Source organism: Kitasatospora sp. NPDC048286 (assembly GCF_043201735.1).
In the GTDB taxonomy this organism is placed as follows: domain Bacteria; phylum Actinomycetota; class Actinomycetes; order Streptomycetales; family Streptomycetaceae; genus Kitasatospora.
In genome coordinates this window covers 113,174-126,657 of sequence record NZ_JBICZE010000022.1, presented here as the reverse complement: position 1 = coordinate 126,657, position 13,484 = coordinate 113,174, and the positions used below count along the sequence as shown (strand labels likewise).

9 protein-coding genes are annotated in these 13,484 nt (G+C 72.8%); 3 read left to right on the top strand and 6 right to left on the bottom strand.

Annotation, left to right across the window (positions count from 1 at the left end; all coding sequences use genetic code 11):
- Positions 1–30 precede the first annotated feature (30 nt).
- Positions 31–630: a DUF5998 family protein gene (locus tag ACGF13_RS36945; RefSeq protein ID WP_392883721.1), complete on the bottom strand. Its 600-nt coding sequence runs from the start codon at positions 628–630 to the stop codon at positions 31–33.
- 91 nt (positions 631–721) lie between these two features.
- Positions 722–3,589: a GNAT family N-acetyltransferase gene (locus tag ACGF13_RS36940; protein WP_392883719.1), complete on the bottom strand. Its 2,868-nt coding sequence runs from the start codon at positions 3,587–3,589 to the stop codon at positions 722–724.
- 227 nt (positions 3,590–3,816) lie between these two features.
- On the opposite strand from ACGF13_RS36940, the gene ACGF13_RS36935 reads away from it, so the two are divergent.
- Positions 3,817–4,098, top strand: a complete 282-nt coding sequence (locus ACGF13_RS36935; protein ID WP_359817494.1) for an HPr family phosphocarrier protein — start codon at positions 3,817–3,819, stop codon at positions 4,096–4,098.
- A gap of 63 nt (positions 4,099–4,161) precedes the next feature.
- Here ACGF13_RS36935 and ACGF13_RS36930 read toward each other — a convergent pair whose 3' ends face one another.
- From ACGF13_RS36930 to ACGF13_RS36920, 3 genes are all read right to left on the bottom strand, one after another.
- Positions 4,162–5,355: an RtcB family protein gene (locus tag ACGF13_RS36930; RefSeq protein ID WP_392883716.1), complete on the bottom strand. Its 1,194-nt coding sequence runs from the start codon at positions 5,353–5,355 to the stop codon at positions 4,162–4,164.
- Between the two features lie 321 nt (positions 5,356–5,676).
- Positions 5,677–7,041 carry a M16 family metallopeptidase gene (locus tag ACGF13_RS36925; protein WP_392883758.1) on the bottom strand — a complete coding sequence of 455 codons (1,365 nt, stop codon included), beginning with the start codon at positions 7,039–7,041 and terminating at the stop codon, positions 5,677–5,679.
- Positions 7,042–7,061: 20 nt separating this feature from the next.
- Positions 7,062–8,396 carry a M16 family metallopeptidase gene (locus ACGF13_RS36920; RefSeq protein ID WP_392883715.1) on the bottom strand — a complete coding sequence of 445 codons (1,335 nt, stop codon included), beginning with the start codon at positions 8,394–8,396 and terminating at the stop codon, positions 7,062–7,064.
- Between the two features lie 308 nt (positions 8,397–8,704).
- Here ACGF13_RS36920 and ACGF13_RS36915 point away from each other — a divergent pair, with 308 nt between their 5' ends.
- Both ACGF13_RS36915 and ACGF13_RS36910 read left to right on the top strand, forming a co-directional pair.
- Positions 8,705–11,155, top strand: coding sequence for a DNA topoisomerase (ATP-hydrolyzing) subunit A (locus tag ACGF13_RS36915; protein ID WP_392883713.1), 2,451 nt, complete (start codon positions 8,705–8,707; stop codon positions 11,153–11,155).
- 265 nt (positions 11,156–11,420) lie between these two features.
- Positions 11,421–12,323 (top strand): sucrase ferredoxin, encoded by a 903-nt coding sequence (locus tag ACGF13_RS36910; protein WP_392883712.1) that lies wholly within the window; start codon positions 11,421–11,423, stop codon positions 12,321–12,323.
- Positions 12,324–12,391: 68 nt separating this feature from the next.
- Here ACGF13_RS36910 and ACGF13_RS36905 read toward each other — a convergent pair whose 3' ends face one another.
- The gene (locus ACGF13_RS36905; protein WP_392883710.1) at positions 12,392–13,468 is read right to left on the bottom strand and encodes an ABC transporter substrate-binding protein; all 1,077 of its coding nucleotides are present in this window, start codon (positions 13,466–13,468) and stop codon (positions 12,392–12,394) included.
- Between the last annotated feature and the right edge of the window lie 16 nt (positions 13,469–13,484).

Here is a 13,484-nt window from a genome sequence, read left to right as displayed (position 1 = left end):
GCGGAAACGGCGGCGATCAGACGGCGGCGATCAGACCCGCGGGCCGTTGTTGATCGTCGCGTCGGACAGCGCCCGGGCGAACACCAGCGCCTGGGCCACCGTCTCCGGGCCGTCACCGGCCTCGCTCACCCGCAGCGAGAGGTCGTCGGCCGTGGCGGAACCGGTGTAGCCGTGGTCCGCCTCGCAGTTCGGGTCCGAGCAGCCGGCCGGCTCCAGGTCCAGGCGCTGCACCGCGCCCCAGCCGATCGTCAGCACCACCTCGCGCGGCAGGGTGCCCGGGGTGTACGTCTCCGGGTTGGCCACCATCCGGCTCACCACGACCGAGCCGATCCGGTCCAGTCGGACGCTCTCCGTCGACGTCGTCGCGAACGGCACCGCCGGGCTGCCCTCGGCGCCGGACTGCTCGTCGGTGTGGCTCACCACGAACCGGGTCGGGGTGAGCACCAGCACCGTCACGTGCCGGCGCACCTCGTTGGCGTCGAAGGTCGTCTCCTGGTGCACCAGGTAGGAGCTGATCGGCTCCGGGCCCACCGCGGACTCGACCGCCTCGGACACCAGGGCCGGGTAGTAGCCGCTGCGCTCGATCGCCGAGCGCAGGTCCTGAGTGGTGGTGGTACCGGTCTTCGCCATATCTCCATCCTGGCATGGTCCGCCGACGAAGCGGGCGGCACGGCGCCGAGCTTCGGACAACAGCGCCCGGGCAGGGCGCAACCAAGGAAGGTTACAGCGTGCTCATGGCGCGCGGACCCAGATCGCTGCGGACCGGCAGGGGTGCGACCCGCACCCGCGCCCCCAGGATCGCCAGTCCGTGCGGGGCCACGACCACCGGTTCGAGATCCACCGAGGCGATCTCCGGCACGTCGTCCACCAGCTGCGACACCCGCAGCAGCAGCTCCTCCAGCGCGTCGGTGTCCACCGCCTCGGCGCCGCGCCAGCCGAACAGCAGCGGCGCGGCCCGGACCTCCCGGATCAGCCCGGCGACGTCCTGGTCGGTGGCCGGAACCAGCCGGTGCGCGGTGTCGCCCAGCAGTTCGGCCGGGGCGCCCGCCAGACCGAAGGACAGGATCGCACCGACCGCCGGGTCCACCGTGGCGGCGATCACGGTGTCCACCCCGCGCGGTGCCATCCGCTGGACCACCAGGTCGGCCGGCGCGGCGCCGCCGAGCAGCGCGTCCAGCTCGCGGTGGGCGCGGCGCAGGCCCGCCTCGCCGGTCAGGTCCAGCCGGACGCTGCCCAGGTCGGGGCGGTGGCGCAGATGCGGGGCGGTCGCCTTCAGCGCCACCGGGTAGCCGAGCGTCCCGGCGGCCCTGACGGCGGCCTCCTCGTCCGGGGCCGGCAGCACCGGCGAGACGTCGATCCCGTAGCGGGCCAGCAGCTCCTGCGCCTCGGCCTCGGACAGGGTGATCCGGGCGCCGCCGGGCTGGGTGCGCAGCAAGACGGTGCGGCGCGTAGCGCCTCGGGCAAGGGTGGTGGTGGGCGACGGGCGGGCGGCGGCCCGGGTGCTCAGCGCCGCCTCCACCAGCCGGCGGGCGCCGGGCTCGTCGATCCGGTCCAGCTCCGGGACGCGCGCCGTCTCCTCCGCCTCGGCCGTACGGCGGCGCCACTGCGCGTAGTGCACGGCGTGGGCGAGGGCGTGCACGGCCCGTTCGGGCGCCGCGTACGCGGGGATGCCGCCGGGGCGCAACCGGGCCGGCAGGTCGGTCAGCGCCAGGTGGGTGAGCAGCAGCGGCTTGCCCAGCTCCCGGGCGCGGTGGCCGGCGTCGAGGAGGGCGGCGGCGATCTCCGGGTCGTCCGAGCCCATCGCGGGGTCGTCCTCTCCGGTCAGCCGGCCACCCATGAAGGCGTGGGCGGAGGTGCCGATCGGCGGGATGGCGACGGCGATCACCGCGTCCACGGCCGGGTCGGCGAGGGCGACGTCCAGGGCGATCCGGAAGTTCTCGCCGGTCGCGGCGGTGGTGAGGTCGACGGGCGTGCACGGGCGCAGGCCGGCGCTCAGCAGGGCGTCGTAGGTGAGCAGGCCGAGCGAGTCGGAATTGCCGACCACCGCGACCCGGTTGCCCGGCGGCAGCGGCTGCTGGGCCAGCAGCTCGCCGGTGTCGTACAGCTCGGTGATGGTCGACACCCGGGTGACGCCGGCCTGTTCGAACAGCGCGTCCACGGTGGCGTCGCGCAGACCGGTGGCGGTGGCGGGGACGGCGTGGCCGGGCGGCAGGCTGCCGGTGTGCCGGGCGCCCTTGACCACCACGACCGGCTTGACGGCGGCGAGGCGGCGGGCGATCCGGGTGAACTTGCGCGGGTTGCCGAAGGACTCCAGGTACAGCAGCACCACCTGGGTGGCCTCGTCCTCGGCCCAGTACTGGAGGAAGTCGTTGCCGGAGACGTCGGCGCGGTTGCCGACCGACGCGAAGGAGGAGACGCCGAGGCCGCGCTTGTGGGCGGCCTCCAGCAGGGCCACACCGATCGCGCCGGACTGGCAGAAGATCCCGAAGCCGCCGCGGCCGGGCAGCCGTGGGGCGAGCGAGGCGTTCAGCGGGCGCTGCGGGTCGGTGTTGATCAGGCCGAAGGCGTTCGGGCCGATCACCCGCATGCCGGCCGCGCGGGCCTGGCGGACCAGCGCGCGCTGCCGGTCCCTGCCCTCCGGGCCGGTCTCCGCGTAGCCGGCGGTGACCACCACCAGGCCCTGCACTCCGTGGGCGCCGCAGTCGGCGACGGCGGCCGGGACGGCGCCCTCGGGGACGGCGATCACCGCGAGGTCCACCGGCCCGGGAATGTCCAGAATCGAACGGTGGACCGGGACGCCGTCCAGCTCGGTGCCGGGTACGGCGTTGCGGTTCACCGCGTACACCGGGCGGTCGGCCTGGGCGTCGTCGCCCAGCAGGTCGCGCAGGATGGCGCGGCCGACGGTCTGCGGGGTGCGGGAGACCCCGATCACCGCCACCGAGCGCGGGGTGAGCAGCCGCTGCACCGAACGTGCCTCGGCGCGGTGCTCACGGGCGCGCATCACGGCGAGCGAGCGGTCGGTCTGTTCGAGGTCGAACTCCAGGTGCACCACGCCGTCGGCGAAGCTGCGGTGCTGGGTGTAGCCGGCGTCGGTGAAGACCTTCACCATCTTCCGGTTCTCCGGCAGCACTTCGGCCTGGAAGCGGCGGATGCCGCGCTCCTGCGCGACCGCCGCGATGTGCTCCAGCAGGGCGGAGGCCACGCCGCGGCCCTGGTGGGCGTCCTGCACCAGGAAGGCCACCTCGGCGTCGGTGCCGGTGTCGGAGGGGCGGCCCTCGGCGTCGATCCGGTCGTAGCGGACGGTGGCGATGAAGCGGTCCCGAACCACCACCGCGAGGCCGACCCGATTCACGAAGTCGTGGTGGGTGAAGCGGCGGACGTCCTTGTCGGAGAGCCGCGGGTAGGGGGCGAAGAAACGGAAGTACTTGGACTGGTCCGACACCTGCTCGTAGAACTCCACGAGCCGTCCGGCGTCGTCGGGCGTGATCGGACGAATCCGGGCCGTGCCTCCGTCGCGCAGCAGAATGTCGGCTTCCCAGTGCTGCGGGTAGTCGGGTTGCTCGGGGTTCGCCACCGCGGGGTCTTCCACATTCGTCAGGTTATCCGGCAATGAGCCGGATGGCGCCGGACGCGTGCCCACGGCAGGGTGGACAGGACCATCGACCGGGTTTTATGCCCCGAAAAGAAACAATCACAACTCCTGAACGCAGCGGTTCCCAGGGGCCACCTGCGTGCAACACTGGTCTAGACAACATGGCCGCTTCCCCCGCTCCCCCGAGCACGGCCGTGACCAGCTTCACCGGAAAGGCACGTCTCATGGCTGAGCGCCGCGTCACCATCGGTTGGGCCGAGGGCCTGCACGCCCGTCCCGCCTCCGTCTTCGTCCGGGCCGTCACGGCCACCGGCGTGCCGATCACCATCGCCAAGCCGGGCGGCAACCCGGTCAACGCCGCCTCCATGCTCGGCCTCCTCGGCCTGGGCGCCCAGGGCGGCGACGAGGTCATCCTCGCCTCCGACGCCGAGAACGCCGACGACGCCCTCGACCGCCTCGCCAAGCTGGTCTCCGAGGGCCTCGACGAGCTCCCCGCCGCGGTCTGAGCTCGCAACACCCACCCGATCGGGGTGCCGCCACACTGTGGCGGCACCCCGATCGGCTTTCGGTCAGCCCTTCACGCAGACGACCTGCTTGAGGTGCGCGACCACCTCGACGAGGTCCTTCTGCTGCTCGATGACCTTCTCGATGTTCTTGTAGGCACCCGGGATCTCGTCCACCACGCCGCCGTCCTTGCGGCACTCCACGCCCTTGGTCTGCTCGACCAGGTCCTGGGTGGTGAACCGCTTCTTCGCCGCGTTGCGGCTCATCTTGCGGCCGGCGCCGTGCGAGGCGGAGTTGAACGACGCCGCGTTGCCCAGGCCGCGGACGATGTAGGAACCCGTCCCCATGGAACCCGGGATGATCCCGAGGTCCCCGGAGCCGGCCCGGATCGCGCCCTTGCGGGTCACCAGCAGGTCGACGCCGTCGTACCGCTCCTCCGACACGTAGTTGTGGTGGCAGCTGATCACCTCGTCGAAGGCGACCTCCGCCTTGGTGAACTCCCGCCGGACGACGTCCTGGAACAGCGCCATCATCACCGCGCGGTTGTGCTTCGCGTACTCCTGCGCCCAGAAGAGGTCCTGGCGGTAGGCCGCCATCTCCGGGGTCTTCGCGAGGAAGACGGCCAGGTCCTGGTCGATCAGGCCCTGGTTGTGCGGCAGCGCGCGGGCGGTGCTCATGTGGTGCTCGGCCAGCTCCTTGCCGATGTTGCGGGAACCGGAGTGGAGCATCAGCCAGACCACATCAGTCGTATCGACGCACAGTTCTATGAAGTGATTTCCTCCGCCGAGCGTGGCCATCTGCTGCATCGCCCGCTCGCGGCGCCACCTGACGTCCTCCGCGATGCCGTCGAAACGCCGCCAGAAGTCGTCCCAGCCCGCCGCGCGGAAACCCTGCAGCTTCGCCGGGTCGACCGGGTCGGTGTGCAGGCCGCGGCCGACCGGGATGGCCCGCTCGATCTCGCGGCGCAGGCCGGAGAGGTCGTCCGGGAGGTCCTTGGCGGTGAGCGAGGTCTTCACCGCGCTCATGCCGCAGCCGATGTCGACGCCGACGGCCGCCGGGCAGACCGCGTCCTTCATGGCGATGACGGAGCCGACGGTGGCGCCCTTGCCCAGGTGGACGTCGGGCATCACGGCGAGGCCGTGCAGCCAGGGCAGGGAACTGATGTTGCGCAGCTGCTGCAGGGCCTGGCCCTCGACCGTCGCCGGGTCGGTCCACATCCGGATCGGCACCCGGACGCCGGGCACCTCGGTATACGTCATGGTCGAACGACCTCCAGAGGTCGGGAAGTTCACGTGAGGATGCTGCCGCGCGTGGAATCCCGGCGCGGCTCGGGGAAGTTCAGGGGGTGGGGCTCAGCGGCCCAGGGCGACGGGACAGGGGGAATACGGCCGTGGGGAGCGTCGTATGACTCGCTCGACCCGCATGGTGACCGCCTCCCTTCCTTCGTCGCCGGTTCGCACGTGCTGTGCGCCGGGGAACATCTATCCACGGAACGGGGGCGGCCCGCAACGGATTTAACAACGCGTCCGGCCCGGCGGAGCGGGTGCTCCACCGGGCCGGACGGGGATCCGACGGACGGATCAGCTGACGACGGTGACCTCGCCGATGCCGAGCGCCCGCACGTCGTCGGCGATCACGGCGGCGTCGCCGACCAGGACGGTGACGAGGCGGTCCGGCGGGAAGGCCGCGACGACCGCCTCGGTGGCGGCGGCGGTGGGCAGTTCGGCGAGCTGCCGGTAGACCTCGGCCTGGTAGTCGTCCGGCAGGTGCTGCTCGACCTGGTCGGCCAGGGTGCCGGCGACCGAGCCCGCGGTCTCGTACTTCAGCGGGGCGACGCCGACCAGGAACTGCACGGCCTCGTCGCGCTCGGCGTCGGTGAGGCCCTCGGCGGCGAGGGTGCGCAGGATGGTCCAGGTGTCGGCCAGCGCGGGGGCGGTGGAGGCGGTGTCCACCGAGCCGCTGATGGCGAGCATCGCGCGCCCGCTGCCGTCGGCGGCCGAGCGCAGCGGCTGGGCGAAGGCCCGCACGCCGTAGGTGTAGCCCTTCTCCTCGCGCAGGACGCGGTCGAGGCGGGAGGTGAGGGTGCCGCCCAGGCAGTAGGTGCCGAGGATCTGGGCGGCCCAGAGCGGGTCGTGGCGGTCGGGCCCGATCCGGCCGATGAGCAGCTGGGTCTGGACGGAGCCGGGGCGGTCCACGATGACGACGCGGCCGCGGTCGACGCCGGTGACCGGGGCGTGGGCGGACGGCTCGGCGGCCGCCGCGGTCCAGGTGCCGAGGGTGCTCTCCAGCAGCGCGGGCAGGTCGACGCCGGTGAGGTCGCCGACGACCACGACGGTGCTGGTCGCGGGGCGCACGTGGGCGTCGTAGAAGGCCTTGACGGCCGCGCGGTCGATCGACTTGACGGTGTCGGCGGTGCCGGCGCGGGGCCGGGAGAGCCGGTCGGCGGCGTCGAACAGCTCGGCGTACAGGGCCTTGGCGGCGCGCCGGGCGGGGTTGGCCTGCTCGTGGACGATCTCGTCCAGGCGGTTGGCGACCAGCCGCTCGATCTCCGCCTCGGGCAGGGCGGGGGCGCGCAGGGCGTCCGCCAGCAGGGACAGACCGCGCTGGAGCCGGGAGGCGGGGACCTCCAGGGAGATCCGGATGCACGGGTGGTCGGCGTGGGCGTCGAGGGTGGCGCCGGCGCGCTCCAGCTCGGCGGCGAACTCCTCGGCGCTGAGGGTGTCGGTGCCCTCGCTGAAGGCGCGGGCGAGGATGCCGGCGATGCCGTCGAGACCGTCGGGCTCGGCGGCGAGCGGGGCGTCGAGCAGCACCTCGACGGCGACCAGCTGCTGGCCGGGCCGGTGGCAGTGCAGGACGGTGATGCCGTTGCCGAGGGCGGCCCGCTCGGGGGCGGGGAAGTCCCAGGGGCTGGGCGTGCCCGGCTGGGGCTGCGGGTGGAAGGTCATGGCGGGGACGTAGTCGGTGCTCATACGGCGGCACCCTCCTCTTCGGAAGCGGCGTCGGTCTCGGCGGCGGTGGGCTCGTAGACGAGGACGGCCCGGTTGTCGGGGTGGAGCCGGGCCTTGGCGATGGCCTGGACCTCCTCGGCGGTGACGTCGAGGACCTTGGGGAGGGCGTCGTTGAGCAGCTTGGGGTCGCCGAACAGGACGGCGAAGCGGCACAGTTCGTCGGCACGGCCGGCGACGGTGGTGAGCCGGTCGAGCCACTCGCGCTCGATCTGGGCCTGGGCGCGTTCGAGTTCCTCGGCGGTGGGGCCCTCGGCGGCGAAGCGGGCGAGCTCCTCGTCGACGGCGGCGCCGATCTGCTCGACGGTGGCGTCGCCGGAGGTCTTGACGTCGAGCCAGCCGAGGCTGGGGGCGCCGGCCAGGCGCAGCAGGCCGAAGCCGGCGGCGACGGCGGTGCGGTCGCGGCGGACCAGCCGGTTGTAGAGGCGGCTGGACTCGCCGCTGCCGAGGATGGTGAGGGCGAGGTCGGCGGCGTCGGCCTCGCGGGTGCCGTCGTGCGGGAGCCGGTAGGCGGCCATCAGGGCGCGCGAGGGGACGTCCTCGTGGATCTCCTCGCGGATCTCGCGGCCGATGGTCTCGGGGAGTTCGCCGGAGCGCGGCGGCTGCTTGCCGTCGTGTGCGGGGATGGAGCCGAAGTACTTCTCGACCCAGGCGACGGTCTGCTCGGGGTCGATGTCGCCGACGATGGACAGGACGGCGTTGTTGGGCGCGTAGTACGTCCGGAAGAACGTACGGGCGTCTTCCAGGGTGGCCGCGTCGAGGTCGGCCATGGAGCCGATCGGGGTGTGGTGGTACGGGTGGCCGTCGGGGAAGGAGAGCGCGGTGAGCTTCTCGAAGGCGGTGCCGTACGGGACGTTGTCGTAGCGCTGGCGGCGCTCGTTCTTGACGACGTCGCGCTGGTTCTCCATGGACGTCTCGTCGAGCGCGGCGAGCAGCGAGCCCATCCGGTCGGCCTCCAGCCAGAGGGCGAGCTCCAGCTGGTGGGCGGGCATGGTCTCGAAGTAGTTGGTGCGCTCGAAGCTGGTGGTGCCGTTGAGCGAGCCGCCGGCGCCCTGGACGAGCTCGAAGTGCCCGTTGTTGGAGACGTTGGCCGAGCCCTGGAACATCAGGTGCTCGAAGAGGTGGGCGAGGCCGGTGCGGCCCTTGACCTCGTGGCGGGAGCCCACGTCGTACCAGAGGCAGACGGCGGCGACCGGGGTGAGGTGGTCCTCGGAGAGGACGACGCGCAGGCCGTTGGCCAGGCGGTGCTCGGTGATGGCGATGCCTCGGCTGGAGGCGGGGGCCGGGTTGGCCATGCGCTCGGGTCCTTCCCGTCGTCGATGTCGGGGGTTCATGTGGCGTCCCCCATTGTGGTGCAACGCGCGAGAGCCGTGTTCGTGTCCGCGCGGAGGGGGGCGTTCGCCAGGGGCGGAAGAGGGCCGCTGACCGGGAGTGTCGGCCCGAGGGTCCACAATGGGGGCGCCGCGCCCTGTCGACGGTGCCCGGTTGACGGGTCCGGCGGCTGGGGCGGCGAGGAGACGGCCGACGTTCGCCCCACGGCGCGCGGCGGCCGGCCGAGACGGACCGAGACACAGCCAGCGACACGTAAGGGAGCCCCGCCGCGATGGCCCGCCGCAGTTCGCAGACCCCGCCGCCCGGAGACTTCGAGGAGCGGATCCTCGACGTCGACGTCGTGGACGAGATGCAGGGCTCCTTCCTGGAGTACGCCTACTCGGTGATCTACTCGCGTGCGCTGCCCGACGCGCGGGACGGCCTGAAGCCGGTGCACCGCCGCATCCTGTACCAGGCCAACGAGATGGGCCTGCGCCCGGACCGCGCGCACGTGAAGTGCGCCCGCGTGGTGGGCGAGGTGATGGGCCGGCTGCACCCGCACGGTGACGCGTCCATCTACGACTCGGTGGTGCGCATGGCGCAGCCGTTCTCGATGCGGCTGCCGCTGATCGACGGGCACGGCAACTTCGGTTCGCTGGGCAACGACGACCCGCCGGCCGCGATGCGCTACACCGAGTCGCGGCTGACGGCCGCGTCGATGGCGATGGTGGAGTCGATCCACGAGGACACCGTCGACTTCGGTCCGAACTACGACGGCAGCGAGCAGGAGCCGCTGGCGCTGCCGGCCGCGTTCCCGAACCTGCTGGTGAACGGCGCCACGGGCATCGCGGTGGGCATGGCGACGAACATGCCGCCGCACAACCTGTCCGAGGTGGTGGCCGCGGCCCGGCACCTGATCAAGCACCCGAACGCGGACCTGGACACGCTGATGCGGTTCGTGCCCGGTCCGGACCTGCCGACCGGTGGACGGGTCGTGGGCCTGTCGGGCATCCGGGACGCGTACGAGTCGGGCCGCGGCACCTTCAAGATCCGGGCGACGACGTCGGTGGAGGCGGTGACGGCCCGCCGCAAGGGCATCGTGGTCACCGAGCTGCCGTACAACGTCGGCCCGGAGAAGGTCATCTCGAAGATCAAGGACCTGGTCAACGCGAAGAAGCTCCAGGGCATCGCGGACGTCAAGGACCTGACCGACCGCGAGCACGGGCTGCGGCTGGTCATCGAGGTGAAGAACGGCTTCGTGCCGGAGGCGCTGCTGGAGCAGCTGTACAAGCTGACGCCGATGGAGGAGACCTTCGGCATCAACAACGTGGCGCTGGTGGACGGGCAGCCGCTGACGCTGGGGCTGAAGGAGCTGCTGGAGGTCTACGTCGACCACCGCTTCACCGTGGTGCGCCGGCGCAGTGACTTCCGCCGCCGCAAGCGCGAGGAGCGGCTGCACCTGGTCGAGGGCCTGCTGGTGGCGCTGCTCGACATCGACGAGGTCATCGCGATCATCCGGTCGAGTGACAACGCGCAGCAGGCGAAGGAGCGCCTGATGGAGCGCTTCTCGCTGTCGGAGACGCAGACGGCGTACATCCTGGACACCCCGCTGCGGAGGCTGACCCGCTTCGACCGGGTGGAGCTGGAGCAGGAGAAGGCGAAGCTGACCACGGAGATCGCGGAGCTGACCGAGATCCTGGAGTCGGACACCAAGCTGCGCAGTGTGGTGTCGTCCGAACTGGGCGCGGTGGCGAAGCAGTTCGGCACGGAGCGGCGCACGGTGCTGCTGGAGGCGGGGGCGGCGCCGTCGGCGGCGCTGGCGGTGCCGCTGGAGGTCGCGGACGACCCGTGCCGGGTGCTGCTGTCGTCGACCGGGCTGCTGGCGCGGACGACGGACGGCGAGCCGTTCGAGGTGTCGGAGAAGCGGGCGAAGCACGACGTGATCGTGTCGGCGGTGCACGCGACGGCGCGGGCGGACGTGGGTGTGGTGACGTCCGCGGGCCGGGTGCTGCGGCTGCCGGTGATCGACCTGCCGGCGCTGCCTCCGACGCCGTCGCCGACGCTGGCGGGCGGGGCCGCAGTGGGCGAGTTCCTGCGGCTGGAGGCCGGGGAGCGGGTGCTGGCGCTGACCACGCTGGACGAGTCCTCGCCGGGGCTGGCGCTGGGCACCCTGCAGGGCGTGGTGAAGCGGGTGGTGCCGGAGTGGCCGGCGAACAAGGACGAGTTCGAGGTGATCGCCCTCAAGGAGGGTGACGAGCTGGTGGGCGCGGTCGAACTGCGCACCGGCGAGGAGGACCTGGTCTTCATCGCCTCGGACGCCCAGCTGCTGCGCTACCCGGCGGGCCAGGTGCGTCCGCAGGGCCGTCCGGCGGGTGGCATGGCGGGCATCAAGCTGTCGGACGGCGCCCGGGTGCTGTCCTTCACGGCGGTGGATCCGGCGGCGGACGCGGTGGTGGTCTCGGTGGCCACGGCCACGGGCACGCTGTCCGACGGCGAGCAGACGACCTGGAAGGTCACCCCGTTCGAGCAGTACCCGCGCAAGGGCCGTGCCACCGGTGGTGTGCGCTGCCAGCGCTTCCTGCGCGGTGAGGACGGCCTGGCCTTCGCCTGGGCCGGTGCAGCCCCGGCCCGTGCCGCCACCGCCAAGGGCGCCCCGGTCGAGCTGCCCGAGCGTGACCCGCGCCGCGACGGCTCCGGCACTCCGGTCACCACCCCGATCGCGGTGGTCGCCGGTCCGGCGTAGCGGCTCTCGCCCTCGCTTGGGCGGAGGGGTACCGGAAGTCGTCCGGTACCCCTCCGCTTTGTCGTGCCCGTCCGGCCGGGAGTGCGGACCCGTCTTCCGCGAGGTCGCGGTGCTCGGCACCGACCGGGTCCACCTGCCGCTGCCGGACGAGTCCCGGCGGCCTCCCGGCCCTCTCCGTGCTCCGCCAGGAGGCGGTGGCGCGGCGGGTGAGGGCCGCCTTCGGGTGTTCACGTGGGGGTGATCAGGTGAGGGTAGCCTTGCCCAAGTGAGCACCTGTGCGACCGTGTCGCGTGAACTTTCGGAGCCGCTGGCCGCGACGGCGGCGGTGGCCACCACCTGGCTGCTGGTGGAGCAGAACGGACCGTGGGGCGCGAAGGCGCTGGGCGAGAGCCACCTGGACGCCGCGGTCGGGCGGGCGCTGGAGGCGGCAGCGGCCGGGACGGGCGTGCGGGTGGCGCTGATCCGCCGGCCCGGGCGGCACGCCGACTGCCTGCCGACCGCGCGCCACGAGGTGCTGGTGGCACACACCGTGCCCGGCCGCGGCTGGGTGCGCCGGGCGGGGGTGACGGATCCGGCGGAGCTGCTGGAGCTGGATTTCGCGGCGCTGGGCGCCGGTGACCACACCGGTTTCGGGGCGGAGCACGTCGGCGGCCCGGTGGCCCTGGTGTGCACCAACGGGCGCCGGGACCGCTGCTGCGCGCTGCTGGGCCGTCCGCTCGCGGCGGAGCTGGCCGCGGCCGGGCACAGCGAGGTGTGGGAGGTCACCCACCTGGGCGGGCACCGCTTCTCCCCCACCATGCTGGTGCTGCCGTACGGCTACGCGTACGGGCGGCTGACGCCGGAGACCGCCAAGGAGGTGCTGGCGGCGACGGCGGCCGGGCACACGGTGCCGGAGTGGTCGCGCGGCTGCTCGGGCTGGGAGCGTCCGGGCCAGGCGGCCGAGCACGCGGTGCGGCTGGCCACCGGCGAGACGGGGATGGACGTGCTGACGCTCACCCAGCGGCCGGACGGCGAGGGCCGCTGGCTGGTGACGGTGCTGCACCGGGACGGGCGGTCCTGGGAGGTGGACGTGATCGAGACGGTCAGCGAGCCGGCGCGTCCGGAGAGTTGCGGCAAGGCGGCGGGGACGCCCTCCCGGATGGAGGTGCTGTCGGTCCGGGGCCTGTGACCGAGCGGCCCCGCGCCCGTGGGGGTGAGCGCGGGACCGCTGCGGCCGGAGCCGTGGCCGCCGGGGTGTCAGCCCGCGGCCTTGGCGACGAACTCCGTGGTGTACGTCTTCGCCAGGTCGATCGACCCCTCCTTGCCCTTGACGTCCGGGTGGAACGCGGCGAGCACCGCGAGCACGGTCTTCGGCCCGTCGGCCGGCATCACGCCGTCCGTGGTGAACATCGGCAGCGTCGCCTTGATCGCCGCCGCGTACTGTTCGGCGCCGCCCTGCGCGTAGTCGGCGGGCATCTTCGCGGCGATCTCCTCGGGGCTGTGGGTGGCCATCCACTTCAGGGTCTTCACGAAGGCGTCGGCGAGCTTCTGGGTGGTGTCCCTGTTCTTCTCCACCCAGTCGGTGTTCATGTACAGCGACGAGGACGGGTAGAGGCCGCCGAGCGCCTCGCGCGAGCCCTCGGGGGTGCGCATGTCGTAGAGGACCTTGCCGAGGCCCTTGTCCAGGACGGCGGCGACGGTCGGGTCGGTGGTCATCCCGGCGTCGATGCTGCCCTGCTGGAGCGCGGCGATGAAGGTCTGGCCGGCGCCGACCGCGATCGGGCTGAACTCGCTGACGGCGGTGCCGTTCTTGACCGCGAGGTACTTGGTGAGGAAGTCGGTCGAGGAGCCGATGCTGGTGACACCGAGCTTCCTGCCCTTGAAGTCGGCGCCGGACCTGATCGCGTCGGCCTGCTTGGCGGAGACGACCTCGACCTCGCCGGGCGCCTGGGCGAACTGCACCACGGACTCGACCTTCTTGCCCTTGGCCTGGAGGTCGATGGTGTGGTCGTAGAAGCCGACGGCGCCCTGGACGTCCCCGGCGAGCAGCGCGGTGGTGGCGTTGACGCCGGCGGGCTCGGTCATCAGCTCGACGTTGACGCCGGCCTCGGCGAAGAAGCCGAGCCGCTGGGTGAGCATCGCGGGCAGGTAGATGACCTTGTCCAGGCCACCGACCATGATCTTGACCTTGGGCCCGTCGACCTGCTGCCCGGCGGGGGCGGCGACGGCTCCGTGGCCGGCGGTGGCGGCGTCGTTGGCGCAGGCGGAGAGCGGGACGAGCAGGACGGCGGCGAGGGCGGCCGCGGCTGCTCTGCCGGTCGGGTTGGGGCGCATGGGTGGGGGCCTCTTT

What these genes read in the sequence shown, in the direction of transcription:
- ACGF13_RS36925 (WP_392883758.1), bottom strand. Translation starts at nt 7,041, where the DNA reads ATGACCTTCCACCCGCAGCCCCAGCCGGGCACGCCCAGCCCCTGGGAC.
- ACGF13_RS36905 (WP_392883710.1), bottom strand. Translation starts at nt 13,468, where the DNA reads ATGCGCCCCAACCCGACCGGCAGAGCAGCCGCGGCCGCCCTCGCCGCC.
- ACGF13_RS36920 (WP_392883715.1), bottom strand. Translation starts at nt 8,396, where the DNA reads ATGGCCAACCCGGCCCCCGCCTCCAGCCGAGGCATCGCCATCACCGAG.
- ACGF13_RS36945 (WP_392883721.1), bottom strand. Translation starts at nt 630, where the DNA reads ATGGCGAAGACCGGTACCACCACCACTCAGGACCTGCGCTCGGCGATC.
- ACGF13_RS36930 (WP_392883716.1), bottom strand. Translation starts at nt 5,355, where the DNA reads ATGACGTATACCGAGGTGCCCGGCGTCCGGGTGCCGATCCGGATGTGG.
- ACGF13_RS36935 (WP_359817494.1), top strand. Translation starts at nt 3,817, where the DNA reads ATGGCTGAGCGCCGCGTCACCATCGGTTGGGCCGAGGGCCTGCACGCC.
- ACGF13_RS36915 (WP_392883713.1), top strand. Translation starts at nt 8,705, where the DNA reads ATGGCCCGCCGCAGTTCGCAGACCCCGCCGCCCGGAGACTTCGAGGAG.